This window comes from Mammaliicoccus sp. P-M59 (assembly GCF_022386135.1).
Lineage (GTDB): Bacteria > Bacillota > Bacilli > Staphylococcales > Staphylococcaceae > Mammaliicoccus > Mammaliicoccus sciuri_A.
This window is the reverse complement of the sequence record NZ_JAJNJJ010000001.1, coordinates 219105-244212: the sequence shown is the minus strand read 5'-3', so window position 1 is coordinate 244212 and position 25108 is coordinate 219105. Positions and strand designations below refer to the sequence as shown.

Below are 25108 nucleotides of genomic sequence, written 5' to 3'. Positions count from 1 at the left end.
GATTTTTTTGTGTTATTTAGCGCCATCTTTTAAGTACTTGACAAGTGTGTCTAAATCTTTATTTGAAATAGTAGCTTCGTCATGTGCAGGCATTGAACCTTTACCTTCACGAATGATTTTTTTCATTTCATCGGCACCTTTTTTGCTTCCAGCTAATTTAGGTCCCATTCCACCTTCAAGATTTTGTCCATGACAACTTGTACAATTGTCCTTAGCGAATGTAGCTGCATCAAACTTTTCAGTTTTTGCACCGCCACCGCCTTCTTTTTCTTCCTCTTTGTTAGCACCATGTGCTGACATGAAGAATATTAATCCTACACCGAGTAGTAAAATCAGAATAAACGGGATAACAGGATTACGATTCATTCATACAACCTCCCTTTTGTTAAACCTTCATACAATTATATTTTATATTAAAACAAGGCATTGTCAAAGGCTTTTTGGGATTAATATAAACTTTTCATGTTTAATCCATAAAATCTTTCAAACGCTTACTTCTAGATGGGTGTCTTAACTTGCGTAATGCCTTCGCTTCTATTTGACGAATACGTTCTCTTGTAACACCAAATACTTTACCAACTTCTTCAAGAGTTCTTGTTCTACCATCATCAAGACCAAATCTTAATCTTAATACATTTTCTTCTCTGTCAGTTAATGTATCTAATACATCTTCTAATTGTTCTTTAAGCAATTCATATGCAGCATGATCTGATGGACTTTGTGCATCTTGGTCTTCAATAAAGTCGCCTAAGTGACTGTCATCTTCTTCACCAATTGGCGTTTCTAATGATACTGGTTCTTGAGCAATTTTCAGAATTTCACGAACTTTTTCTGGTGGTAAGTCCATTTCTTCACCAATTTCTTCAGGAGATGGATCTCTGCCTAAATCTTGTAGTAATTGACGTTGAACACGAATCAATTTATTGATTGTTTCAACCATATGAACTGGGATACGGATTGTACGTGCTTGGTCAGCAATCGCTCTTGTAATTGCTTGACGAATCCACCATGTTGCATATGTTGAGAATTTGAAACCTTTGTTAAAGTCGAATTTTTCTACGGCTTTGATTAGACCCATATTACCTTCTTGAATAAGGTCTAGGAATAACATACCTCTACCTACATAACGTTTCGCGATACTTACAACAAGTCTTAAGTTCGCTTCAGCAAGACGTGATTTCGCAACTTCGTCACCTTGCTCGATACGTTTAGCTAATTCGATTTCTTCTTGTGCAGTTAATAAATTGACGCGTCCGATTTCTTTTAAGTACATTCTTACTGGGTCGTTTATTTTAACACCTGGAGGAGCACTTAAGTCATTTAAATTTAGTTTGTCATTTGTATCACTTGAATCTTTTTCATTAATAAGATTGATTTCATTCTCATTAATTAAATCAAAGAAATCATCCATTTGATCTGGATCCATTTCGAAGTTTTGCAATTTATCTGCAATTTCTTCGTGACTCAAATGTCCTGCTTTTTTACCTTGTTCAATTAATTGGTGCTTAACTTGTTCAATTGTAAGCACTTCTTCATTATTAGCGCTATTAATTTTGTTTAATTCTTTATCAGACATGAATAGGCCTCCCGGGTTATTAACTCTTACATTCTATTCCGATTATATTGTACAATTTGTTCTAAATATTGCCTTTGCAGTGCGATATCGCCTGCTTGCATTGCTTTATTCAATTGTTGATTCAAATATTCTATGGAATTTTCTTTGTGTTCGTTAGGACTGATAATCCTAATGTAGTCTTCGATTTCTTCTGTCTCTGGTTCATCATTGATTAGCAATGAATCTAGATACATAACCGTTTCAATGATTTGATGTTCTTCAATGTAACTTGAAAAATCACTTATGTTAAAAACATCGTTATTCTTATAATACCCATTTAAACGTGAAAAAATCACTCTATTATTCAATGAAGTGAAGTCTTCTTGATTAATCCTAGAATGATATTCTAAAAATAGCTGTTTATGATTCATAAAATGTTTTAACAACGCTTGCTCTGCTCTACCGACTTTATCAAGTTTTTTTTCCTTCATTTCAGGAACGAAATTATTATAATCGGTATAATTTTGAACAATATTAGGCGAAAGTCGATTTTTTAGACTGTTAACATCTACTTTATACAAATCTGCTACTTGTTGCAATACTTTTTTTCTTAAAAATTCCGATTGAATCAGATTGATGTCATGAATCAACTCTTCAATATGTTGTTCATGTTTTAAATCATTATTTTCGTTGGCATAATATAATTGTTGCGCTTTAAATGCAACATATGATTGTTTTTGCCCTTCAACAAATGATTTGAAAGCATCACTTCCGTATTCTGTAATATAATCATCAGGGTCCATCGTTTTTGGTAAATTGACAACAAAGACATTTAAGCCTTCATTTAATAAGTCTTTACCAACATTTATGGCAGCTTCTTTTCCTGCGAAATCTCCATCATACAGTAAAGTTACATTAGATGCCAGTTTTTTGACCATCGTAACGTGTTCTCTAGATAATGCCGTACCCATTGTTGCTACAACTTGCTTAATATCCGCTTCAAACGATTTAATAACATCCATAAATCCTTCTAATAGAATGACTTCATCATTTTGTCTTATATATTTCCTTGCGCGATCAATGTTGTATAACATTTTTCTTTTTTGGAATATAGGTGTTTCTGGACTGTTTAAATATTTAGGCGATTGGTCTGTATACGTTCGGCCTGAGAAACCAACTGTCTTACCTTGGAAATTCAACAATGGAAAGATGATTCTATCTCTGAATCGGTCAAAGTAATCAAACGTTTCATCATTTCTACTTAACAATCCTGCTTCATATGCAAGTACAGCATCATAACCATTTTTCTCTAAAAAGTCATGTGTAAATTTTGAATGATTTGGTGCATATCCAATCTTCCTATCATTAATCAATTCTTCCGTGAAACCTCTTGATTTTAAATAGTTTAAAGCTGCCTCACCTTCTTCAGTATGCTTCAATATATAATGGTAGTTATTTGCCATCAACTCATGCATTTCAATCATTTTGATATGATCATCCACAATACCTTCAGTTGGTGCTGTTTCTTGCTTTTCAATATGAATATCTACTTTATCACCCAATTCTCTGACTGCATCGACAAATGATATTCCTTTAATTTCTTGAATAAATTGAAAAACATTGCCGCCTTTCTTACAACCAAAGCAATGACAAATTTGTTTATCTTCAGATACTGAAAACGACGGTGTCTTTTCATCATGGAAAGGACATAATCCTATATAATTACGTCCTCTTTTTTCTAGTTTCACATATTCACTTACGACATCTAATATGTCATTCTTCTCACGTATTTCATTTATTAAATCTTGTTCTATACGCATCCTGTCACCCTTTAACGGTTTTGTTGTGTAATGATTTTAATAATGTCATTTGCTGTTTCTTCTATTGCCTTGTCAGAAACATCTAGTACAGGACAACCAATTTTCTCAACAATTTCCTCGAAGTATCTTAATTCTTCTTCGATTCTGTCATCTTTCGCATAATTAGCATCATCACTTAAACCTAATTGAATTAATCTTGCTCTTCTAATCGCATTAAGGTTTTTTTGATTAATTTTTAAAGCGATACATTTCTTAGGATCTATTTCAAATAATCCTTCTGGTGGTGCAACTTCAGGCACTAATGGTACATTCATTACTTTATAACGTTTATGTGCCAAGTATTGTGACAATGGTGTTTTTGAAGTTCTAGATACACCTATAAGAATAATATCAGCTTTTGGTAAGCCGCGTGGATCTCTACCATCATCATATTTAACGGCAAATTCGATTGCTTCAATTTTCTTGAAATAATCTTCATCTAATTTATGAATATTGCCTGGCTCATTAAGTGGGGCTTCATTAAGTTCATTGCTTAATATGCTCATCAATGGACCCATAATGTCTACATTTTCTATATTATTTTCTTCTAATTTTTCTTTTAAGTATAATCGCATTTCTGGTTTAACCAATGTATAAACGACTATTGATTTTTGTTCTAATGCTAATGATACGACTTCATTAATATTACTTTCATTCTCTATATACGGTAATCTGACAATATCTAAAGCATTTCCTTCTGTCTTATATTGAGACGTACATGCTTTCGTAACAAGCTCTGCCGTTTCTCCTACTGAATCGGATGCTATAATTATTCTTATCTCTTCCATTTAACTAATTCCTCCTACTCATCTTCAATAAGTGAAACAAATGCTCTTGTGATCGTTGTTTTGGTAATTCTGCCTTTAACTTTCATTTTGTCGCCTTTAAGTTTTTTGACAACTGGTATTGCATCTATTTGTTTATCAATTAATAATTTAGCTGCATAAATCAATAAATCATCTTCTAAACATACTGTTATGTTTGGCATTCTGCTCATATTAATACTAACCGGTGTATCTTTTAAACTTTGACCACCTATTGCTGCCCTCAGTAAATCTTTTCTTGAACATACGCCAATTAAATTGCCTTCTTTATTTATAACAAATAATGTGCCGACATCTTCTAAAAACATCTTACATATTGCTTCATATACAGAAATACTTTCTTCTATTACAACTGGTATCGCCATCGATTCTTTTACGGTCATTTTTTTAATTGAATCACTTAATAATTGTGTACTTGATTTCCCTGTATAAAAATATCCTACTCTAGGTCTTGCATCAAGATAACCTGCCATTGTTAAAATTGCTAAATCTGGTCTTAAAGTTGCTCTTGTTAAATTTAGTCGTTCAGCTATTTTTTCTCCTGTAATGGGTCCATTGTTCTTAACAATTTGTACAATTTGTTCTTGTCTTTGATTTAATTCGATTGCTCTCACCCCTTCGAACACAATTCAGATAGATTAATTATAACATGTAACGCAAATATTGCTCAATTTGAATATCTGTTTTCACTTGATAACTCTCCCATACCATGCTATATTTTAATTAACTTTGAAATAAAAGCGAGTTAAGGATGGTGAAAGCTTAACATTAAAGTTTTGGCTTACAAAATTTTATAAAAAGTGAGTGGCTACACTAATTTGGGTGGAACCGCGGGTAATATACTCGTCCCAAGGCATTATTTGATGATGTCTTGGGGCTTTTTTAATTTAATTGAGGAGTGAATTTTTATGGCAAAAGATATGGATAAGGTAGTAACATTAGCAAAACATAGAGGGTTTGTATTCCCTGGTAGTGAAATTTATGGTGGTTTAGCAAACACTTGGGACTATGGTCCGCTTGGTGTTGAACTAAAAAATAACATTAAAAAAGCATGGTGGCAAAAGTTTGTTCAACAATCTCCATACAACGTTGGACTAGATGCAGCTATTTTAATGAACCCAAGAACTTGGGAAGCTTCAGGTCACTTATCAAACTTTAACGATCCAATGATAGACAACAAAGATTCTAAAATTCGTTACAGAGCAGATAAATTAATTGAAGATTACATGCATAATGTTGAAGGTGATGAGAACTTTATCGCTGACGGTATGAGCTTTGATGAAATGAAACAATTAATTGATGATAAAGGCATCACTTGTCCTGAAAGTGGTACAGCTAACTGGACAGACATTCGTCAATTCAACTTAATGTTCAAAACATTCCAAGGTGTTACTGAATCTTCAACAAACGAAATTTTCTTACGTCCTGAAACTGCACAAGGTATTTTCGTAAACTATAAAAACGTTCAACGTTCTATGCGTAAAAAATTACCATTCGGTATTGCGCAAGTTGGTAAATCATTCAGAAACGAAATTACACCTGGTAACTTCATCTTCAGAACGAGAGAATTCGAACAAATGGAACTTGAATTCTTCTGTAAACCTGGTACTGAAATTGAATGGCAAAATTACTGGAAAGACTTCGCTGCAAAATGGTTGAAAGATTTAGGTATTAAAGAAGAAAATACAAAATTACGTGACCATGACGAAGATGAATTAAGTCACTACTCAAATGCAACAACAGATATCGAATATAAATTCCCGTTTGGTTGGGGAGAACTTTGGGGTATCGCTTCAAGAACAGATTATGACTTAAAACAACATAGTGAATTCAGTGGTGAAGACTTCAAATATCACGATCAAGAAACAAATGAAAAATTCATCCCTTACTGTATCGAACCATCATTAGGTGCTGACCGTGTAACATTAGCATTCTTATGTGATGCATACGAAGAAGAAAATGAAGGTGAGAAAGATCAACGTACAGTATTGCATTTCCACCCTGCTTTAGCACCTTATAAAGCAGCAATCTTACCATTAAGCAAAAAACTTTCACCAGATGCTATTAAAGTATATGAAAAATTAAGTGAAAGATTTGCAATCGACTTTGATGAGTCACAATCAATCGGTAAACGTTACCGTAGACAAGATGAAATTGGTACACCATACTGTATCACATTTGACTTCGATTCATTAGAAGACAACCAAGTTACAGTACGTGACAGAGACACAATGGAACAAGTACGTATGCCAATTGATGAAGTTGAAAACTTCTTAGCTGAAAAAATTAGATTCTAATACTAAACAAAAAACAGAGCAAAAACTTATAAATTAAGTTTAGCTCTGTTTTTTTATAATTAAGTTGTTAAGAAACCATTACGAAACACTTCACATAAGACTTTTACATTTTTAAGTTTTCGAGTTGGTTGAGTAATTTTTTGGTTCTAAATACAACTCCAACGTATTCGTCATACATATTATCGATTAAAGTTTGTATTTCTTTTTTGACTTGTTCGTTTATTTTAAAACTGTTTAAATGTTTGATCGGTAATTGATACATAAGATTCATAAAATATAATGCTCTATTAGATATTCGATATGCATGTTCATCGTGTATTAATGCTTGATTGCTAAGTGGTCCGTTATATTTGAAACTATAGGCATTTAGTTGCTGTTGATCCATATCTCCTGTTACGACGCACGCATTAAAAGTTGGTTCATAACCATATTTAGGCATACATTTCAACGCAACAATCATACTCATCGTATCTGCATCAACACCTCTTTCTACGGCTTGGAATACTCCTAACAATAATTCATAAAAGAATACATCATGTTCTTCCGCTTCTAACGCTTTATCTACGACTTCTATACAATATGCACCATATGCACTTTTAAAAATATCGGATTGCATCGTTCTATGACTGTTAATTATATCAGCTGATGATAATGTGCCCATTCCTTTAAACTTCGAAAAAATAAACAAGCCATGTACAAAGGGCTGAGTAGCACCTTGTAGTGGATGACTTGTTTTTTTAGCACCACGCGCCATTAATGGAACTTTATGACCGTGTTCATTTAATATTGTGATGATTTTATTGTTTTCACCATAATCTACAGAGCGAATGACAAATCCTTCTTGTTTATAAAGCATTATATCATCGCCTCCATTCTACTTAATACTCGTCTTCTCTATAACCAATTTGTTTAATGAAATTAGGTTTATTACGCCAATCTTTTTGTACTTTAACCCACAAATCCAAGTATACTTTTGAGCCAAGTAGCATTTCAATATCTCTTCTTGCACGTTTACCTATTTCTTTAAGCATTTTACCGCCCTTACCAATGACAATACCTTTTTGAGAGTCTCTTTCAACATAAATTGTTGCTTCTACTTGGACTTTCTCACCTTCTGCTTTTGTCATTTTATCGACGTTCACACCGATAGCATGCGGAATTTCTTGATTCGTAAGATGTAATGCTTTTTCTCTTATCAACTCAGCTACAACAAATTGTTCTGGGTGATCAGAAATTTGGTCTTTAGGATAGTACATTGGACCTTCTTCAAGGTACTTTTTAAATTGTTCTAGTAGTGTCTCAATGTTTAATCCTTCTAATGCTGAAATTGGAATAATTTCTGCAAAATCCATTGTTTTTTGATACTTTTCAATTTCAACTAAAAGTTGATCAGGGTGAATTAAATCTATTTTATTTAACACTAAAAATACTGGTGTTTTCGTTTGTTTCAACAATTCGATAATGTATTCATCGCCTTTACCGATACTTTCATCAACATTAACCATAAACATGATTAAGTCTACTTCTTTTAAAGTATTTTTAGCGATTTTCATCATGTAATCACCTAAAGCATGTTTAGGTTTATGAATACCTGGTGTATCAATAAAAATCATTTGAGCATCATCAGTTGTTAATACACCTTGCACTTTGTTTCGAGTCGTTTGTGCTTTATCAGACATTATCGCTACTTTATGACCAATAACTTTATTCATAAAAGTAGATTTACCAACATTAGGTCTACCTATTATAGATATAAACCCTGATTTAAATTCATTCATTTATTCTAGATCCTTTCCTGAGAAACCTAAAGGTAATAATTCATTAACTGTAGTTTCAATTCTTTCACTTGTTTGATGTGTTAAAAATACTGGCATGTCATCATCACATAATTCTTTTAACACTTGTCTGCATGTGCCACATGGAGATGATGGTTTATCAGCATCTACTGTAACTGTAATACATTTGAAGTCTCCCGGTCTATACCCATCTGACATTGCTGCAACGAGTGCAGATCTCTCAGCACAAATTGTTGATGGGTAAGCTGCATTTTCAATGTTAGCACCATAATAAGCTTTACCATCTTTCGTTACTAAATATGCACCTACATTAAATTTAGAATATGGTGTATATGCTCTCTTTTGTGCTTCTCTTGCGCCTTCATACCACTCTTGTTTGAATTCCATACCATTTCCCCCCTATATGTTTATATTATTTTTGGTAAAAATATCATTATCCCGATTATTGCAGCCATTATTGATGTTAATAAAACGGCTAAAGCGGCTGTATCTTTAGCATGTTTAGCAAGTAAGTTATATTCATCCGTAAACATATCTACTACATACTCTATAGAAGTATTAATAACCTCTACAATGAGTACACTAAATATTGCAAATAAAATCCATAACCATTCAAATGTATTGAGATTTAATATTAAACTAACAATCAATACAAGTACAGCGAATATAAGATGTAATAAAAAGTTTTTATCTTTTTTGAGAATGGTTACTAAACCTGCTAAAGGAAATTTAAAGCGATTTACAAATTTATTCACGTGTTAATCCAAATTCATTTAATATTTCATCTTGTCGAGAAAACATTTCTTTTTCATCTTCTTCAGTCATATGATCATAACCTAGTAAATGTAAAAATCCATGTAATGCTAAAAATCCTAATTCTCTACTCAAACTATGATTATAAGACTCAGCTTGCTCTTTAGCAACTTCAAGACAGATGATAATATCACCTAACACTCTAGGTATATCTAAGCCTTCTATTTCAGGCTCATCTTCTTCTAACGAAAATGAAATAACATCTGTTACTTTATCTTTATCGCGATAATCACGATTGATAGCTTGAATCTCTTCTTCATCGACAAATGAAATTGAAAGTTCTGCTTCTTCAGTAATATTTTCCTTTTTAGCAGCAAAAGTGAGCAATGATTCAATTTGATTTTTTGTATCTTCATCAATTACTTGTTGCTCATCTATAAAATCCATTGTTAGCATATTATTTCTCCTCTTCGTATGCGTTTATTATTTTACCTACTAATGGGTGTCTCACAACGTCTGTTTGTTCTAAGTATGTCATTGCTATACCTTTTACACCACTTAATCGTTGATCGGCTTCAATCAGTCCACTTTTCACACCTTTAGGTAAATCGATTTGTGTACGGTCACCTGTTACGACCATTTTTGAACCGAAACCTAATCTTGTTAAGAACATCTTCATCTGAGGATGTGTTGTATTTTGTGCTTCATCTAGGATTACAAACGCATCATCTAATGTACGACCTCTCATATAAGCAAGTGGTGCAATTTCGATCGTACCTCTTTCAATTAAGCGTGATGTTTGCTCAGTTCCTAACACTGTATGAAGCCCATCATATAAAGGTCTTAAATAAGGATCTACTTTTTCTTTTAAATCACCTGGTAAGAACCCTAATGATTCACCCGCTTCGACTGCAGGACGCGTTAATACGATACGTTTCACTTGTCCTAGACGCAATGCCCTTGCAGCCATTACAACAGCTAAGAACGTCTTCCCTGTACCTGCTGGACCTATACCGAACACTAAGTCATTGTTCTTTATATTATTGATATATACTCTTTGACCCATTGTTTTAGCTCTTATTATTTTACCATTACTATCTTTAGTGATTTCTTCATCATATAAATTAATGAGTTGATCAATTGTTCCTTTATCAGCCATTTTAACTGCTGCTTGGACATCATTAATTGTTATACTCGCACCACTCTCAATTACTTTTAGTAAGTTTAATAATACTTTTTCAGCTTTTTCAACATTTTCTATACGTTTACCACGGACAGCAATTTCTTGTCCACGTGTTAATATATCCACCTCGAGTTCATTTTCAATATACTTTATATGCTCATCTCCATTACCCAACAGAGCTTGAGCTTGATCCATATTCTCGATTTGAATTAATGTAGGCATTAAATATCTCCTTTATAAGTTGAATTGTTGACACTTTAAATGTACCAAACCTTATTGTAACGTGCAATCTTATGCACTTTATTTTGTATATTATTTAGTTTTTCACGTGCAATAATGAGATTTCTAACTTTTTCATATTCATGTAGTCTATTGCTATTATTTAATTTAATTTTAGGATTAATGCGAATTAATGTAATAATAAACTCACGTTCTTCAATTGGACTCACTTTTTCGACCAATTCACCTTTTGAAACAATTTCTAACATACTGTTGCCTTCTATGGATTTAGTCATATTAATTTGATCGATATCAAAAATATTATAACGATTTTTAAATAATCCTCTTCTTATGGATAAAAAATGCTCTTTTATTGTGTATCTTTCAAAAAGAATGTTTAAAATTATAAGAAAAACGAGAATAAAAGTAATGACTATTAAATACTTATTACTAATAAAAAGCGGTATTAAAGCAATAAAAAATAATAAAATCGAAATGATAATAGATAATATACTCTGCTTTTTCTTAAATACCATTTTCATCACACCCTCTTGAATCCTACCTTTATTGTAAGTCTAAATGGTATTTTTGTGAATAAAAAACAAGCCGAGACATTACATTATGTCCCAGCTTGTTTATATTCGTTATTTTAATTCATTTGGTCTTTTTAAAATTTCTGACCAAATGATACCATTTACGACTTGGTTTTCATCAACATTGATTGCTTCATCATTAAACTTATGTTTACTGTTTAAATAGAGTTGTTTAACCATCGCTCTTCTCGTTCTTTCTGAAAGTTGCGTGTTGTTGATAATTTGCTCTGCTTCTTTTTCAACATCATCTATACTTTCACGCTGTACATTCATTAAAGACTTTTTCTCTTCTTGGCTGTATGCCAATAGCTGTTTGATTGCTTCTTGTTGTTTTTTAGGTCTATTTTTATGAATTTGCTCTTTCTTCTGATTGATATAAGCATTCTCATGCTCATTAGAAGTTTGCTCTGGTTGTTGTTCTACTTTATGTGTTTGAACAACAGGTTTTTCAACATCTATATTATATTGTTTAAGATGATTGGCAAGTTGATCTGCTAAGTTTTTATAATGGCCAGACATTCGTTCAGTTGAACTTGTTTCTGCTTTTTGTTTATAAGTTTCATACTTATTAACTAAATCTTTTAATTCTTGCTCAGCAGATTTTTTCTTATCTTCAGCTTGTCTATTTACTGGATTTTGTCTTTGTCTTGTTTGAGGTTGCTTATTTTTCTTTTTATTTTTAGAAGCGCCTTCGATTATACCGCTCACGACACTAAAAATAACCCAAATAACAAAGATGATAATGCCTATTTCCATTTTAAATCACCTCTCTTATTGGTTCGGTGAATTAGAATCTTGTGGCTTTGTACTCTTATTGATTGCTTCTCTCATGCCAGTGTCAGCTTCTATATTTTTTAAATTATAGTAGTCTTTAACACCTAAATTGCCTGATTTAAGTGCTTCTGCCATTGCAAGTGGTACTTCTGCTTCTGATTCAACAACTTTAGAACGCATTTCTTGTACTCTTGCTTTCATTTCTTGCTCAGTAGCAACGGCCATTGCACGACGTTCTTCGGCTTTAGCTTGTGCAATATTTTTATCAGCAAGTGCTTGTTCAGTTTGCAAGTCTGCACCAATGTTTTTACCGATATCTACATCAGCAATATCAATTGATAGAATTTCAAATGCTGTACCTGAATCTAAACCTTTACTTAATACTGTTTGTGAAATACTATCTGGATTCTCAAGTACTTTAGTGTGATGTTGACTTGAACCAATAGTTGATACAATACCTTCACCAACACGTGCGATGATTGTATCTTCACCAGCACCACCGACTAATCGGTCAATGTTTGCTCTAACTGTAATTCTAGCTTTTGCTTTTACTTCGATACCATTCATCGCAACACCTGAGATAAATGGTGTTTCAATTACTTTAGGGTTAACGGACATTTGAACAGCTTCTAAAACGTCACGACCAGCTAAATCAATCGCTGCCCCTCTTTCAAATACTAAGTTGATTTCTGCTCTTTGAGCCGCAATAATTGCATCAACTACTCTATCAACATTACCTCCTGCAAGATAATGAGATTCTAACTGGTTCGTTGTTAATGCTAAACCAGCTTTGTGCGCTTTGATTAATGGGTTAATAACACGTCTAGGTGATACACGTCTCAAACGCATACCAACTAAAGTACCAATACCTACTTTTACACCTGCTGCAATAGCTGAAATCCATAATCCTACTGGTACAAATGAGAATAAAATCATAAGTAGTACGATTAATATGACAGCAATAATTACAAAAGCAATTAAACCTGATAACATATGCATTTCTCTCCTTGTCTAAATTAAATTTCTCTTACGACAACTCTTGTACCTTCAACCTGTACAATTTTAACTTGCTTATCCTTCTGAATAAAACTACCATCTGAAACAGCATCTATTCTTTCGTCATCAACAAGTATAATTCCTGAGGGCCTCAATGCAGTGTATGTTGTACATAGTTTGCCAATCAAATGACTTCTATCATCATGAGATGTATAGCCAGATTCTTTATTTGTAGAGTCTCTAAGAATGACTTTATCAAAGAATGGTATTTTACGATTGAATCCTTTCACTAATATCACCCACTCTATCGTTGTTAGAATTAATGCTACAGCAATAATCATACCCATAGTTAAGATATTTTCTCCAACTAATACGAAACTACCAATAATGGCAATAAAACCAAGGATACCTAGTACTGCTCCTATAACAAATAATTCAATTATTACTAACAATGCACCGATCCCAAAAAGTAAAACAGAAAGCAAACTAATTTCATCAATTAAAACGTAGCCGATGAAAAAGATAAGTGTACAAATAAAGCTTAAAATTCCCGCAAAATTAATACGTTCTGAATATAATTGATATAGTGCACCTAGAAAAATAATACAAGTCAGTATCAATGTGACTAATGGCGTTGTAATAAACTCACCAATAGACGACATACTTTGACTTGAAACAATACCTAAATTCAAGTTGTTCTGAAAATAAGCAAATATGTATTCATACCCTGATGTCAATAATCTCACCCCTCATATTTATTATACAATAAAATAGGCGTGAACTAAAACGTATATACATAATATTCTAAATTTATAAACTTAAATGTTTTTCAAATAAATAAAAGAACACATAAACGATATCGTTTATGTGTTCTTTATGACGTTCAACGTTAAATATTGTTCATTATAATTAATTAATATTCATTGAGGGAGTTCAATAAAAAATTAATTATTTAAATTTACGTTTACGTGCTGCTTCTGATTTCTTCTTACGCTTAACGCTTGGTTTTTCATAGAACTCACGTTTACGCACTTCTTGAATCGTACCGCTTTTTGAAACTGTACGTTTGAAGCGACGTAATGCATCTTCGATTGATTCGTTTTTACGAACTACTGTTTTAGACATCTGTATTTCCCTCCCTCCAAATATCAACAAAGCTTTATATGTCATTTACATAGTATATATTACTATGTACTTAAACATTATAAAATAAGTCATTTTTTAAGTCAATAATCATTTGTTATGAATATTAATATGCAACTAATCTTTCGTCTTTATTTGTTGCATGATCCACAACTTTTACAAGTTTACCTTTATTGATAGGATAACCTGGTGTTACAACTTTCACTTTCACTAATTCTCCAATTAGTGATTCATCGCCTTCAAATTCAATCTTCATGTAATTATCTGCATATCCGACTAGTTTACCGTCAGTTGAACCTTTTTCTTCAGGTATCACTTCTAATACAGTTTGATCAAATTTAGAAGCATAATCTTTAGCTAATTGATTTGATAATTCAATTAAACGATGTACACGTTCATTTTTAACTTCTTCATCAATTTGATCTTTCATTCTAGCTGCTGGTGTTCCTGTTCTCATAGAATAAGGGAACACGTGTAATTCAGAAAATTGATGTTTAACAATGAAGTCATATGTTTCTTGGAATTCTTCTTCAGTTTCACCGGGGAATCCAACAATTACATCACTTGTAACAGCTAAGCCTGGTAAAGCTTTATGCAATTTTTGTAGTCTTTCAGAGAAGTGTGCCATCGTATATTTTCTTCTCATACGTTTCAATACAGTATCAGAACCTGATTGTAATGGTATATGAAGATGTCTTACAACTTTAGTTGATTTATCAATAACATCAATAATTTCATCTGTAAGTTGACTCGCTTCTATAGATGAAATACGAATTCTTTCAAGATTTTCAACTTGTTCTAAATCTCTTAATAATTGCGCCAAGTTATAATCTTTTAAGTCTTCACCATATCCACCTGTATGAATACCTGTTAAAACAATTTCTTTATATCCTGAGTTTACAAGTGTTGTTGCTTGGCTAACTACTTGTTCAGGATCTCTTGATCTCATTAACCCTCTTGCCCATGGAATGATACAGAAAGTACAGAAATTATTACAGCCTTCTTGAATTTTTAATGATGCACGTGTTCTGTCAGTAAAGTATGGAACTTCTAATTCTTCATACTTTCTGTTTTTCATAATATTACCTACACCATTAATAGGTTGTCTACTTTGTTTATAGTCCTCAATATAAGAAATAAGTTTATGTCTATCTTGAGTACCTACAACAATATCAACGCCCGGAATTGCCATAATTTCAGCAGGAGATGTTTGAGCATAACAACCTGTTACACAAACAACTGCATCTGGATTTTTACGTATTGCTCTTCTAATCACTTGTCTACTCTTCTTGTCACCTGTATTTGTTACAGTACAAGTATTAATGATAAAGACATCAGCATTCGTTTCAAAATCCACTCTTTCGTAATCATTTTCCTTAAATAATTGCCAAATTGCTTCAGTTTCATAATGGTTTACTTTACAACCTAACGTATGGAACGCTACTGTAGCCAATTTTATTCACCTCATTAATTCTAATTGATAGCTTAAAGCAGCTAAAGCATACAATGGAGCGGTTTCAGCTCTTAATATTCTAGGTCCTAAACTCACCTTAATAGCATCATCATAAAGATTAACTTCATTTTCAGTTAATCCACCTTCTGGTCCAAATATCATTAAAACCTTTTGTCCATGTTTAAGGTTAGAACCAATTTGATGAAATTTGCTTGTTCCCCCACTTTTAGCTTCTTCTTCATAAGCTATTATTACATAATCATATTCATTCATATTATCATAAATTGATTTAAAATTCGACTTATACTTTATACTTGGTATAGTAAGTCTCATACTTTGTTCACTAGCTTCTTTAACAATTTTTTGCCATCTATCTAATTTTTTAGATATTTTTTTCTCGTCTAATTTGACAATAGATCTTTCGGTTTGGACAGCAATAAAATGATGCGCACCCATTTCAGTTGCTTTTTGAAGCAACCATTCATATTTATCGCCTTTAATAAGCCCACTCGCAATCGTTATATCAACAGGTAGTTCCGTTTGTCTTGTAATGTCTTCTACCGTTTCTAACTCAATGCTATCGTCATGAAAAGCAATGATTTTTGAAATTAACGACTTTTGATCTTCAAAAGTTAATATAATTTCTTGATCGATACTTTTGCGCATCACATTTTTAATATGATGTATATCATCTGTATTATGTATAAAAAAACGCTGATTTAACTCAGCGTTTTCTTGTAAGAAATATCTTTGCATCATTTCTCCTACTTTCTAGCTCGTATTGAAACCCAACCATCTTCACGTAGTACTTTTTCGATAGTATAACCAGTATTTTGTAGTTTTTCAATTATTTCATCGGATTTTTCTTCAATAATGCCTGAAGTAATAAAGTAGCCATTATCATTCAATCTTTCATAACTATCTTCTATCATTAAATCAATAATATGCGCTAATATATTTGCAATAACCACGTCATATTGTTCTGTTTCTTCAGTAAGCAAATTGCCAGTATCTGCGACGATATCTTTTTCACAATCATTGATTTCAAAGTTTTCTTTAGCAACTTTAATTGCTAAATCATCTAAATCCACCGCTTTAATGTCGTTTACCCCTAGTAAATGACAAGCTATGCTTAGAATACCTGAACCTGTACCAACATCAATCACTTTGTGTTGAGGTTGTACAACCTCTTCTATATGTCTTAAACACATACTTGTTGTGGGGTGGTCACCTGTACCAAAAGCCATACCTGGATCCAGTTTGATGCAAAGATCACCTTCGTTATTTTGATATCCTTCTTGTTCCCAACTTGGAACAATCGCAAATCTTTCAGAAGCTTTAAACGGATGGAAATAATTTTTCCATTCATTTTCCCAATCTGATTCTTTAATAATCGTTTTCTCAAACGATAAAATTTCTGACTGAATGCCATTTACATTTGCAATTGTTTCTTGAATTTCTTGTTCTAATTGATCCGTAAATACTAATTCATTAAAATAACATTTAACCCTAATATCATGATCAGGATAATCTGCGGGATTTAATTCATAAATCTCACCGTATACATCTGTATGTTCTTTCTCTAATTCTGCTGAATCTTCAATTACGACACCATTTGCACCTAATTCATTTAACAATGCTGTAACTTCTGGTTCTGCTTCGCTATTTATCATGATAGAATACTCAATCCAATTCACAGGCTATTCTCCTTTAAAAAACTTTTTGGCTCTGTCTTTAAAGCTAGATGGTTGTTCTGTAATAGTTTCTCCACCTATTTCAGCAAACTCGCGTAATAGTTCTTCTTGTCTTTCAGTCATTTTATCTGGAGTTACAACTTTTACAGTTACGAAGTAATCACCTTTACCGTAACCATGAACGTTTTGAACACCTTTTTCTCTCAATCTAAATTGTTTACCAGTTTGTGTACCTGCTGGAACGGTTAATGATACATTACCAGTCAATGTAGGAACAGTAATTTCATCACCAAGTGCTGCTTGAGGAAATGATAGATTTAGATCATAGAAGATATTGTCTCCATCACGTCTAAATTTACTGTGTGGTTTCACTCTGAACACAACATATAAATCGCCTGCAGGTCCACCATTTACACCTGGTCCACCTTTACCAGCTAAGCGAATTTGTTGGTCATTATCAACACCTTCAGGTACTTTCACTTTGATTGTAACTTTTTTGTTTTGAGTACCTTTACCATGACAATCTGAACATTTTTCTTCAAATACTTGTCCAGAACCTTCACATTCAGGACAAACTTTTTGCGTTTGCATTCTGCCTAGAATAGTATTTTGTTCAACTGTTACATGACCTTGTCCGTTACAGTACGTACAAGTTTTTTTCTTAGTGCCAGGTTTAGCACCATTACCATGACATGTATCACATTCTACATCTTTACGAACTGTAATATCTTTTTCAGTACCAAATACAGCTTCTTCAAATGTTAATGTCATGCTATATTGTAAGTCATCACCTTGTCTTGGAGCGTTAGGATCTCTTCTAGCGCCACCGCCACCAAAGAATGAACCGAAAATATCTTCAAAGCCACCGAATCCAGAGAAGTCTTGTCCTCCAAATCCTTGTGATCCACCGAATCCTTGTTGCGGACCACTATGACCGAATCTGTCGTATTGCGCACGTTTGTTTTCATCACTTAGCACTTCATATGCTTCTGAAATTTCTTTAAACTTTGCGTCAGCACCTTCTTCTTGATTGATATCAGGATGGTACTTTTTTGATAATTTACGATAAGCTTTTTTTATTTCATCTTTAGAAGCATCTTTGGATACGCCAAGTACTTCATAATAGTCTCTTTTTGCCAATGTAATCTCTCCTTTACACACTGATTTATAATACGTATATGAATTAAAAAAGTCAAAGCCAATCACATTGACTTTGACTTTTTAATGATTAGTATTATTTTTTATCGTCTTCGTTGACTTCTGTATATTCAGCATCAACTACGTCATCATCGTTTGAAGTAGATTGGCCTTCAGCGCCTTCCGCACCTTGTTGTGCTTGTGCAGCTTGTTCATACATTTTAACAGATAATTGTTGTACGATTTCTTGAAGTGCATCTTTTTTAGTTCTGATATCTTCTATATCAGTACCTTCAAGTGCTTTTTTCAATTCTTCTTTAGCTTCTTCAGCTTTAGCTTTTTCGCTTTCATCAACGTTATCGCCAAGATCATTTAAAGTTTTTTCAACAGTAAATACCATTTGGTCTGCTTCATTTCTTAAATCGATTTCTTCACGACGTTTTTTGTCTGCTTCAGCATTTTTCTCTGCATCTTGAACCATACGATCGATTTCTTCATCTGATAATGATGAGCTTGATTCAATCGTAATTTTTTGTTCTTTGTTTGTACCTAAATCTTTAGCTGTTACATTAACGATACCATTTTTATCGATATCAAATGATACTTCGATTTGTGGCACACCACGTGGAGCTGGTGGAATATCCGTTAATTGGAATCGACCAAGTGTTTTGTTATCTGCTGCTAATTGACGTTCACCTTGTAATACGTGAATATCAACTGCTGGTTGGTTGTCAGCTGCAGTAGAGAATACTTGAGATTTAGATGTTGGAATTGTTGTATTTCTTTCGATTAATACTGTAGATACGCCACCCATAGTTTCGATACCTAATGATAATGGTGTAACGTCAAGTAATACTACATCTTTAACATCACCAGTGATTACGCCACCTTGAATTGCAGCACCCATTGCTACTACTTCATCAGGGTTAACACCTTTGTTAGGTTCTTTACCGATTTCTTTTTTGATTGCTTCTTGAACAGCTGGGATACGAGTTGAACCACCAACTAAAATAACTTCATCGATATCAGAATTAGATAATCCTGCATCTTTCATTGCTTGGCGAGTTGGACCCATTGTTCTTTCTACTAAATCGCTTGTTAATGATTCAAATTTAGCTCTTGAAAGTGTTGTTTCTAAGTGTAATGGACCATTTGCGCCACCAGAGATGAATGGTAATGAAATTTGAGTTGAAGATACGCCTGATAAGTCTTTTTTAGCTTTTTCAGCAGCATCTTTAAGACGTTGTAATGCCATTTTATCTTGTGATAAATCTATGCCATTTTCTTTTTTGAATTCTTCAACTAAATATTTAATGATAACGTCATCGAAATCGTCACCACCAAGTTTATTGTCACCTGCAGTTGCTAATACTTCGAATACACCGTCACCTAATTCAAGGATAGATACGTCGAAAGTACCACCACCAAGGTCAAATACTAATACTTTTTGATCTGTTTCAGTTTTATCTAAACCGTAAGCTAATGCTGCTGCAGTTGGTTCATTAATAATACGTTCTACTTCTAAACCAGCGATTCTACCAGCATCTTTAGTTGCTTGACGTTCTGAGTCATTGAAATAAGCTGGAACTGTAATAACAGCTTTAGTTACTTTTTCACCTAAATAACTTTCAGCAGTTGATTTTAAGTTTTGTAAAATCATAGCTGAGATTTCTTGTGGTGTATATTCTTTATCTTCAACTTTCTCTTTATAATCAGTACCCATGTGACGTTTAACTGATTGAATTGTATTTGGGTTAGTTACTGCTTGACGTTTAGCAACTTCACCAACTTGTGTTTCTCCATCTTTAAATGCAACAACTGATGGTGTTGTTCTGTTACCTTCTGGATTTTGGATTACTTTAGGTTCTCCACCTTCTAATACTGAAACTACTGAATTTGTTGTACCTAAGTCTATACCTATTACTTTACTCATAAGAATTATTCCTCCAATTTATAATTAATTAATCATCGAGTTCATTATTCGTTTACTTTAACCATTGCTGGTCTTAAAACACGATCTTTCAATTTATATCCTCTTTGTAACTCTTCAGTTACAACACCTGATTCAAAGTCAGGATTGTTATCTTGCATTACTGCTTGATGTACATTTGGATCGAATGGTTGGTTGTAAGATTCGATTTCTTCTAAACCATTATCTTTTAATGATTTAAGTAAATCGTTATAAACCATGTCTACACCTTTTTTGAAAGTTAAGAAGTCTTCAGACTCACCTTCTTGTTTAAGTGCACGATCCATATTATCTAGCGCAGGTAATACATCTGTAAGTACACGCTGTGCTTGATAATCTTTAATAATGCTTGCTTCTTGTTTCATTCTACGTTTATAGTTTTCAAACTCAGCATATAAACGTAAGTATTTTTCTTCTTCTTCATTTGCTTTTTGTTTAAGTTGTTCGAGTTCAGCTTCCGGAATTTCGACTACTTTATCTTGCTCAACCTCTTCAACATTTTCTTCAGTTTCATTCGCTTCTACTTCTTCAGTAGCGACAGATTGAGTTTGATCATTAGTTTCATCGAATTGTTCATTTTGCTTTTCTTCCGTCATTTCATGCCCTCCATTTTTTCCTTATTTAAAAATGATTCAAAAGTTGAATCACTTTGTTATAATGCATTGCAGTTGGACCAATAACGGCTAAATGACCAGTTATATCACCAGAAATTTCATAATTGGTACTAATAATTGAAATACCATGTAAATCTTTATTAATTTCCTGTCCAATTTTGACACTTATCGAATCATTTGATGTTTCATTTAAAAATTGAGCGATACGTTCAGATTCAAGATACTTTAAAATCGATTGAATCATGGACACATTTGTTACATCTAACGCATCAATTAGGTGCATCTTACCACCTAGAAACATTTCTTCATTATGATCATTAATTTGCGTTAATAATGCTTGTTTAAAATTATTAATAAATTCTTGATCAATGAATGACAACGATAATGATTCTAACGTTTTTATCATTGTAGTTAAAGTATTTTGCTTAAAATACTGGTTTAAGTAGTTCATAAATTTCTCAATTTGTAATTGATTTAAAGATTCATGAATTTGAATATGAACTTTCTCTACATAACCATCTGTAAATACAATGACGCCCATGAGATGAGTTGGGCTGACTCTCACAAAATGAATTTCAAATATAAATCTTGAAAATTTATTCGGTCCGAGTACTACAGTTGTATAATGTGATCGATTTGAAATTTCTAATGCTAACCATTTAAGCATTGCGTTTACATCATATTGATTTTTATCTTGAAAATGTTCAAACCAATTTAAGCTTTTCTTACTTTGAGATTTAGACTCAAGTAATTGATTAACATAATACTTAATCCCTTGTTCAGAAGGAATACGACCTGATGACGTATGTGTCTTCTCAAGAAGGTTCAAATCTTCTAATTGTTTCATTTCATTTCTAACTGTCGCTGGACTAATCGGCAATTGATGCCTTTCAATAATCGACTTAGAACCAATTGGTTGTCCTAACTCAACATAATCCTCAACAATTACATTCAAAATTTGTAATTGCCTCTCAGTAATCATGTCATCACCTCGATTAGCACTCTATCTTCCCAAGTGCTAATTATAATTTATCAAATTGGTCAAAGAAAGTCAACGTTAAAGCATTCAATTTTTATATCTTTTTTTAATACATATTTTTAACTTAATAAAAACTTCTCAAACACTTCATTTCCGATTATTTGTCCACGATTACTTAAGCGTAAATAGTCTTGTTCATCTAGTAATAATTCTTGTTCAATCAGTTCTTTCACATGTTGACCAAATACATCTTCTATTGATTGGTCAAACTTATTTTTGAATTTTGATTTAGAAACACCTTTAGTCATTCTTAATCCAAGAAACATTTCTTCTTCCATTTGTTCCTTCAATGATACTTCTGTACTTTGCAATACAGGCATTTCACCATTCTTTAATTTCTTAATATATTGATTAACCGGATTGATATTTCCATAGCGCACACCATTAATATAGCCATGAGCACCAGCACCGAAACCATAATATTCTTCATTTTTCCAATATACTTTATTATGAAGAGATTCATGCCCTTCTTTCGAGAAGTTTGAGATTTCATATTGATTTAGGTTAGAATCTGCTAATTTCTTTTTCAAATGTTGATACATTTCTTCACCTAAATCTTCATTAGGTAACTTCAAACGCCCTTTTCTATATAAATTATAGAATTGCGTCTTAGGTTCAAGTATAAGTGCATAACTTGAAATATGATCTACATCAAGTGATAGTGCCTTATTAAGTGAATCATCAAATTGTTCTAATGTTTGACCTGGTAAATGAAACATAAGATCTAAACTTACAGAAGGAATTTTGTGTTTTCTAGATAATGTAACGGCTTTTTCAATATCGTCACTATGATGAGTTCTTCCTAACACTTTTAACAATTCATCATCAAATGTTTGAACACCTAATGACAATCTGTTCACACCATATTGTTTGAGTAATTTTATTTTTGCTTCTGTTAATTCATCTGGATTAGCTTCAAATGTATACTCTTTTGTAATCACAAATAAATCGTTAATAGCTTGCAGTAATCTTTCAAGTTGTGCTTCAGATAATGCTGTAGGTGTACCTCCACCAACAAAGACAGTCTCAACTTCTTTATCTTTTCTCGTTGACATCTCTTTTATCAAACAATCTAAGTACTCATCTACCGGCTGATTAGCAATATAGAACTTATTAAAATCGCAATAAGTACAAATTCTCACACAGAAAGGTATATGAATATATACACTTTTTGCCATATAAACGCTCCTTTAAAAATAGAAACAGCTACATATTATGCAGCTGTTTCAAAATTATTCTTCATCCATTTTAAGCACGGCTAAGAAAGCATCTTGTGGAATTTCCACATTACCTACTGATTTCATCTTAGCTTTACCTGCTTTTTGTTTTTCAAGTAATTTACGTTTACGGCTAATATCCCCACCGTAACATTTTGCTAAAACATTTTTACCCATAGATTTAATGTTTGTTCGAGCTACTATTTTATTACCAATTGCTGCTTGAACTGGTACTTCAAATTGTTGTCTAGGGATTAATGTTTTTAATTTATCTACTATTGCTTTACCTCTATCATATGCAAACTCTTTATGGACGATAAAGCTTAATGCATCTACTTTATCACCATTTAATAAAATATCCATTTTAACAAGTTTACTCTCTTGATATCCAATTAATTCATAATCAAACGATGCATAACCTTTCGTATTAGATTTCAACTGATCAAAGAAATCAAATACGACTTCAGATAATGGAAGTTCATAAATAATATTGACACGAATATCATCTAAATAATCCATCGTCTTAAAGTTACCACGTTTTTTCTGACAAAGTTCCATTACAGCACCCACATAATCATTCGGAACCATCATTGTTGCTTTAACGTATGGTTCATATATTCTGTTGATTTTTTGTGGGTCTGGGAATTGTGATGGGTTATCAATTTGTAATTTTTCGCCATCTGTTAATTCACATTCATAAATAACTGAAGGTGCCGTCGCAATCAGTTCAATATTAAATTCTCTTTCAATTCTTTCTTGAATAATTTCCATGTGTAGTAAACCTAAGAATCCTGTTCTGAAACCAAAGCCTAAAGCTTGAGAAGTTTCAGCTTCAAATTCTAAAGATGCATCATTAAGTTGAAGCTTTTCAAGTGCTTCTCTTAAATCATTGTATTTACTATTATCAATTGGATATAATCCACAGAATACCATTGGATTCATCTTTTTATACCCTTTTAAAGGCTTCTCAGCAGGTCTGTCAGCTAAAGTGATTGTATCACCGACATTGGAATCTCCAACGTTTTTAATTGAAGCTACAATATAACCTACATCTCCGACAGATAACGTATCAACTGGAAGTTGTTTCGGTGTATTAATCCCCACTTCAGTAACTTCAAATGTCTTACCTGTAGACATCATTTGAATTTTGTCTCCAGCTTTAACTGAACCTTCAACAACACGTATAGAAGAAATTACACCTCTATAAGCATCAAAAGAAGAATCAAAAATAAGCGCTTGTAGTGGGTTATCTGGATCACCTTCTGGAGGTGGTACCATTTCTACAACTTTCTCTAATATGTCTTCAATTCCAATATTAGATTTAGCACTTGCAAGTACTGCATCACTTGCATCTAAACCAATTACGTCTTCTATTTCTTGTTTAACACGCTCTGGTTCAGCTGCAGGTAAATCAATTTTATTAACAACAGGTATTAATTCTAAGTCATTGTCTAATGCTAAATATACGTTTGCTAACGTTTGAGCTTCGATACCTTGTGCAGCATCTACAACTAAAATCGCACCTTCACATGCTGCTAGTGATCTTGAAACTTCATATGTAAAATCGACATGCCCCGGTGTATCAATTAAATGTAAGATATATGTTTCCCCATCTTTAGCAGTATAATTTAATCGAACAGCATTAAGTTTGATTGTTATACCACGTTCTCTTTCAAGATCCATAGAATCTAATAATTGTTCTTTCATTTCACGTGATTCTACACTTTTTGTATTTTCCAAAATTCTATCAGCTAACGTAGATTTACCATGGTCAATATGAGCAATGATAGAAAAGTTTCTAATTTTATTTTGGCGCTCTAGGCGTTTAGTTCTGTCCATTTGAACTCCAACTTTCTCGTTAATTTTACATGTATTAAATGTAAGTCGCATCTTTGATATGATACCGTCTTTATGAAATAAATGCAAACGTATTATCAAACTATCAATAAAGTGTTATGCTTTATAAGGAATGTGTAAATAATCATTGCACTTA

26 protein-coding genes are annotated in these 25108 nt (G+C 32.7%); 1 reads left to right on the top strand and 25 read right to left on the bottom strand.

Annotated elements, in window-relative coordinates:
- Positions 1–12 precede the first annotated feature (12 nt).
- The 5 genes from LQ617_RS01185 to ccpN form a co-directional block, all read right to left on the bottom strand.
- Complete coding sequence (locus tag LQ617_RS01185) at positions 13–366, bottom strand: c-type cytochrome (protein WP_025904189.1); 354 nt, start codon at positions 364–366, stop codon at positions 13–15.
- Between the two features lie 100 nt (positions 367–466).
- Positions 467–1576 carry an RNA polymerase sigma factor RpoD gene (gene rpoD / locus LQ617_RS01180; protein ID WP_025904190.1) on the bottom strand — a complete coding sequence of 370 codons (1110 nt, stop codon included), beginning with the start codon at positions 1574–1576 and terminating at the stop codon, positions 467–469.
- 26 nt (positions 1577–1602) lie between these two features.
- Entirely contained in the window at positions 1603–3375 is a 1773-nt protein-coding gene (gene dnaG, locus LQ617_RS01175; RefSeq protein ID WP_239739262.1) for a DNA primase, read from the bottom strand.
- Positions 3376–3386: 11 nt separating this feature from the next.
- The gene (locus tag LQ617_RS01170) at positions 3387–4202 is read right to left on the bottom strand and encodes a pyruvate, water dikinase regulatory protein (protein ID WP_037588325.1); all 816 of its coding nucleotides are present in this window, start codon (positions 4200–4202) and stop codon (positions 3387–3389) included.
- Between the two features lie 14 nt (positions 4203–4216).
- Entirely contained in the window at positions 4217–4852 is a 636-nt protein-coding gene (gene ccpN, locus LQ617_RS01165) for a transcriptional regulator CcpN (protein ID WP_037588327.1), read from the bottom strand.
- Between the two features lie 294 nt (positions 4853–5146).
- Here ccpN and LQ617_RS01160 point away from each other — a divergent pair, with 294 nt between their 5' ends.
- Complete coding sequence (locus LQ617_RS01160) at positions 5147–6535, top strand: glycine--tRNA ligase (protein WP_025904194.1); 1389 nt, start codon at positions 5147–5149, stop codon at positions 6533–6535.
- 103 nt (positions 6536–6638) lie between these two features.
- On the opposite strand, the gene recO is transcribed toward LQ617_RS01160, so the two are convergent.
- The 20 genes from recO to lepA form a co-directional block, all read right to left on the bottom strand.
- Entirely contained in the window at positions 6639–7391 is a 753-nt protein-coding gene (recO, locus tag LQ617_RS01155) for a DNA repair protein RecO (RefSeq protein ID WP_037588328.1), read from the bottom strand.
- Between the two features lie 22 nt (positions 7392–7413).
- The gene (gene era, locus LQ617_RS01150) at positions 7414–8313 is read right to left on the bottom strand and encodes a GTPase Era (RefSeq protein ID WP_037588330.1); all 900 of its coding nucleotides are present in this window, start codon (positions 8311–8313) and stop codon (positions 7414–7416) included.
- Positions 8314–8718 carry a cytidine deaminase gene (cdd, locus tag LQ617_RS01145; protein WP_239739261.1) on the bottom strand — a complete coding sequence of 135 codons (405 nt, stop codon included), beginning with the start codon at positions 8716–8718 and terminating at the stop codon, positions 8314–8316. It lies immediately after the preceding gene.
- A 20-nt stretch (positions 8719–8738) separates the two neighbouring features.
- A complete protein-coding gene (locus LQ617_RS01140) occupies positions 8739–9086 on the bottom strand; it encodes a diacylglycerol kinase family protein (RefSeq protein WP_037588332.1) in 348 nt (115 codons plus the stop codon).
- Positions 9079–9540 carry an rRNA maturation RNase YbeY gene (ybeY, locus tag LQ617_RS01135; protein WP_239739260.1) on the bottom strand — a complete coding sequence of 154 codons (462 nt, stop codon included), beginning with the start codon at positions 9538–9540 and terminating at the stop codon, positions 9079–9081. Before ybeY ends, LQ617_RS01140 begins: the two co-directional genes overlap by 8 nt.
- A 1-nt stretch (position 9541) precedes the next feature.
- Positions 9542–10489, bottom strand: coding sequence for a PhoH family protein (locus LQ617_RS01130; RefSeq protein WP_037588335.1), 948 nt, complete (start codon positions 10487–10489; stop codon positions 9542–9544).
- Between the two features lie 35 nt (positions 10490–10524).
- Positions 10525–11028 (bottom strand): PH domain-containing protein, encoded by a 504-nt coding sequence (locus LQ617_RS01125; protein WP_232174156.1) that lies wholly within the window; start codon positions 11026–11028, stop codon positions 10525–10527.
- A gap of 102 nt (positions 11029–11130) precedes the next feature.
- Positions 11131–11835, bottom strand: coding sequence for a hypothetical protein (locus LQ617_RS01120; RefSeq protein WP_239739254.1), 705 nt, complete (start codon positions 11833–11835; stop codon positions 11131–11133).
- 15 nt (positions 11836–11850) lie between these two features.
- Positions 11851–12846: a flotillin-like protein FloA gene (gene floA / locus LQ617_RS01115; RefSeq protein ID WP_025904203.1), complete on the bottom strand. Its 996-nt coding sequence runs from the start codon at positions 12844–12846 to the stop codon at positions 11851–11853.
- A gap of 23 nt (positions 12847–12869) precedes the next feature.
- Positions 12870–13586 carry an NfeD family protein gene (locus LQ617_RS01110; RefSeq protein ID WP_239739253.1) on the bottom strand — a complete coding sequence of 239 codons (717 nt, stop codon included), beginning with the start codon at positions 13584–13586 and terminating at the stop codon, positions 12870–12872.
- A gap of 211 nt (positions 13587–13797) precedes the next feature.
- Positions 13798–13974 carry a 30S ribosomal protein S21 gene (rpsU, locus tag LQ617_RS01105; RefSeq protein WP_016998564.1) on the bottom strand — a complete coding sequence of 59 codons (177 nt, stop codon included), beginning with the start codon at positions 13972–13974 and terminating at the stop codon, positions 13798–13800.
- A gap of 124 nt (positions 13975–14098) precedes the next feature.
- Positions 14099–15445 carry a tRNA (N(6)-L-threonylcarbamoyladenosine(37)-C(2))-methylthiotransferase MtaB gene (mtaB, locus tag LQ617_RS01100; protein ID WP_239739251.1) on the bottom strand — a complete coding sequence of 449 codons (1347 nt, stop codon included), beginning with the start codon at positions 15443–15445 and terminating at the stop codon, positions 14099–14101.
- Between the two features lie 6 nt (positions 15446–15451).
- On the bottom strand, positions 15452–16201 hold the full coding sequence (locus tag LQ617_RS01095; protein WP_239739750.1) for a 16S rRNA (uracil(1498)-N(3))-methyltransferase: 750 nt from the start codon (positions 16199–16201) through the stop codon (positions 15452–15454).
- Between the two features lie 8 nt (positions 16202–16209).
- Positions 16210–17142 (bottom strand): 50S ribosomal protein L11 methyltransferase, encoded by a 933-nt coding sequence (prmA, locus tag LQ617_RS01090; protein ID WP_126477525.1) that lies wholly within the window; start codon positions 17140–17142, stop codon positions 16210–16212.
- Positions 17143–17145: 3 nt separating this feature from the next.
- The gene (gene dnaJ / locus LQ617_RS01085) at positions 17146–18279 is read right to left on the bottom strand and encodes a molecular chaperone DnaJ (protein WP_037588347.1); all 1134 of its coding nucleotides are present in this window, start codon (positions 18277–18279) and stop codon (positions 17146–17148) included.
- Between the two features lie 94 nt (positions 18280–18373).
- Positions 18374–20209 carry a molecular chaperone DnaK gene (gene dnaK, locus LQ617_RS01080; RefSeq protein WP_191835624.1) on the bottom strand — a complete coding sequence of 612 codons (1836 nt, stop codon included), beginning with the start codon at positions 20207–20209 and terminating at the stop codon, positions 18374–18376.
- 44 nt (positions 20210–20253) lie between these two features.
- Complete coding sequence (gene grpE / locus LQ617_RS01075) at positions 20254–20841, bottom strand: nucleotide exchange factor GrpE (protein ID WP_037588350.1); 588 nt, start codon at positions 20839–20841, stop codon at positions 20254–20256.
- 25 nt (positions 20842–20866) lie between these two features.
- On the bottom strand, positions 20867–21841 hold the full coding sequence (gene hrcA / locus LQ617_RS01070; protein WP_070368859.1) for a heat-inducible transcriptional repressor HrcA: 975 nt from the start codon (positions 21839–21841) through the stop codon (positions 20867–20869).
- 116 nt (positions 21842–21957) lie between these two features.
- On the bottom strand, positions 21958–23076 hold the full coding sequence (gene hemW, locus LQ617_RS01065; protein WP_191835626.1) for a radical SAM family heme chaperone HemW: 1119 nt from the start codon (positions 23074–23076) through the stop codon (positions 21958–21960).
- A 54-nt stretch (positions 23077–23130) separates the two neighbouring features.
- Positions 23131–24954 carry a translation elongation factor 4 gene (gene lepA, locus LQ617_RS01060; RefSeq protein WP_049318748.1) on the bottom strand — a complete coding sequence of 608 codons (1824 nt, stop codon included), beginning with the start codon at positions 24952–24954 and terminating at the stop codon, positions 23131–23133.
- Between the last annotated feature and the right edge of the window lie 154 nt (positions 24955–25108).

Excerpts from the sequence above, each read along its gene's own strand:
- LQ617_RS01185 (WP_025904189.1), bottom strand. The coding sequence starts at position 366 with ATGAATCGTAATCCTGTTATCCCGTTTATTCTGATTTTACTACTCGGT.
- rpoD (WP_025904190.1), bottom strand. The coding sequence starts at position 1,576 with ATGTCTGATAAAGAATTAAACAAAATTAATAGCGCTAATAATGAAGAA.
- dnaG (WP_239739262.1), bottom strand. The coding sequence starts at position 3,375 with ATGCGTATAGAACAAGATTTAATAAATGAAATACGTGAGAAGAATGAC.
- LQ617_RS01170 (WP_037588325.1), bottom strand. The coding sequence starts at position 4,202 with ATGGAAGAGATAAGAATAATTATAGCATCCGATTCAGTAGGAGAAACG.
- LQ617_RS01160 (WP_025904194.1), top strand. The coding sequence starts at position 5,147 with ATGGCAAAAGATATGGATAAGGTAGTAACATTAGCAAAACATAGAGGG.
- recO (WP_037588328.1), bottom strand. The coding sequence starts at position 7,391 with ATGCTTTATAAACAAGAAGGATTTGTCATTCGCTCTGTAGATTATGGT.
- era (WP_037588330.1), bottom strand. The coding sequence starts at position 8,313 with ATGAATGAATTTAAATCAGGGTTTATATCTATAATAGGTAGACCTAAT.
- cdd (WP_239739261.1), bottom strand. The coding sequence starts at position 8,718 with ATGGAATTCAAACAAGAGTGGTATGAAGGCGCAAGAGAAGCACAAAAG.
- ybeY (WP_239739260.1), bottom strand. The coding sequence starts at position 9,540 with ATGCTAACAATGGATTTTATAGATGAGCAACAAGTAATTGATGAAGAT.
- LQ617_RS01130 (WP_037588335.1), bottom strand. The coding sequence starts at position 10,489 with ATGCCTACATTAATTCAAATCGAGAATATGGATCAAGCTCAAGCTCTG.
- LQ617_RS01125 (WP_232174156.1), bottom strand. The coding sequence starts at position 11,028 with ATGAAAATGGTATTTAAGAAAAAGCAGAGTATATTATCTATTATCATT.
- LQ617_RS01120 (WP_239739254.1), bottom strand. The coding sequence starts at position 11,835 with ATGGAAATAGGCATTATCATCTTTGTTATTTGGGTTATTTTTAGTGTC.
- floA (WP_025904203.1), bottom strand. The coding sequence starts at position 12,846 with ATGTTATCAGGTTTAATTGCTTTTGTAATTATTGCTGTCATATTAATC.
- rpsU (WP_016998564.1), bottom strand. The coding sequence starts at position 13,974 with ATGTCTAAAACAGTAGTTCGTAAAAACGAATCAATCGAAGATGCATTA.
- LQ617_RS01095 (WP_239739750.1), bottom strand. The coding sequence starts at position 16,201 with ATGCAAAGATATTTCTTACAAGAAAACGCTGAGTTAAATCAGCGTTTT.
- dnaK (WP_191835624.1), bottom strand. The coding sequence starts at position 20,209 with ATGAGTAAAGTAATAGGTATAGACTTAGGTACAACAAATTCAGTAGTT.
- grpE (WP_037588350.1), bottom strand. The coding sequence starts at position 20,841 with ATGACGGAAGAAAAGCAAAATGAACAATTCGATGAAACTAATGATCAA.
- hrcA (WP_070368859.1), bottom strand. The coding sequence starts at position 21,841 with ATGATTACTGAGAGGCAATTACAAATTTTGAATGTAATTGTTGAGGAT.
- hemW (WP_191835626.1), bottom strand. The coding sequence starts at position 23,076 with ATGGCAAAAAGTGTATATATTCATATACCTTTCTGTGTGAGAATTTGT.
- lepA (WP_049318748.1), bottom strand. The coding sequence starts at position 24,954 with ATGGACAGAACTAAACGCCTAGAGCGCCAAAATAAAATTAGAAACTTT.